The 759-nt window shown below is 64.7% G+C and carries 1 pseudogene; it reads right to left on the bottom strand.

Annotation, left to right across the window (positions count from 1 at the left end):
* Nucleotides 1-759, bottom strand: a pseudogene (locus A3764_RS17480) (6-hydroxynicotinate reductase); the annotation flags it as partial.

Raw genomic sequence — 759 nt, 5'->3', positions numbered from 1 at the left:
GGCGTCATCTCCAACCCCCGGCCCGCCTCATGCTCGCTCAGCACGCCGGTGATATGATCATCCACCACGACGACCTCGTCGACATGGCCGTGCCACTGCTTGGCGAACATCCCGATGGTGGCGGAACCGCAGCCCACCCGCATCAGCTTTTCCGGCACCCCGTTGATGATGGGTGCCTTTCCGGCCTGAACCACCAGCGTGCAGCCCTCGTCTATCGTCATCTCGACGGCTTCGCGGTTACAGAGACGCAGCAGCGCATCGCAGGTGACGCGGCCCTCTTTCTTGGAGCCGCCCGTCAGGTGTTCGACCCCCCCGAGCGACAGCATCTTTGAGCCGTATTCGGAGGTCATCACGTGGCCCACCGCCTCGCCCTCCACGCGCACGATTGCGCGTTCCTCGCCGATGTGGCGATCCGTGTCGATCTTCACCTTGACGCCGCAGTAGGAAAATATCCCCTCGGTCACGACGGTAACCATGTCGACGCCGTCGACCTCTTGGCTGACAATGAAGGGGGCGGGTTTGTAATCGGGATAGGTGGTGCCCGCACCCACCGCCGTGACAAAGGCGCGCCCGCCCTGAATGACGTCACCGTCCCAGTCCTGCGCGTTTCCCCCCTGATCGAGAAAGGCCACCGCCTGCGCGCCCGACTGGATCACCGTGAGCGGGTCCAGCCGCACCAGTTCGCCCGCGTGGTTGGCATAGCGGTCGCAAGCCCCCGACTTGCCGTCAGCGATGTAGCACATCACCGGGCAGGCATCG

It is taken from the genome of Sulfitobacter sp. HI0129 (assembly GCF_001635395.1).
Lineage (GTDB): Bacteria > Pseudomonadota > Alphaproteobacteria > Rhodobacterales > Rhodobacteraceae > Sulfitobacter.
This window is presented reverse-complemented; position numbering and strand designations above follow the sequence as displayed.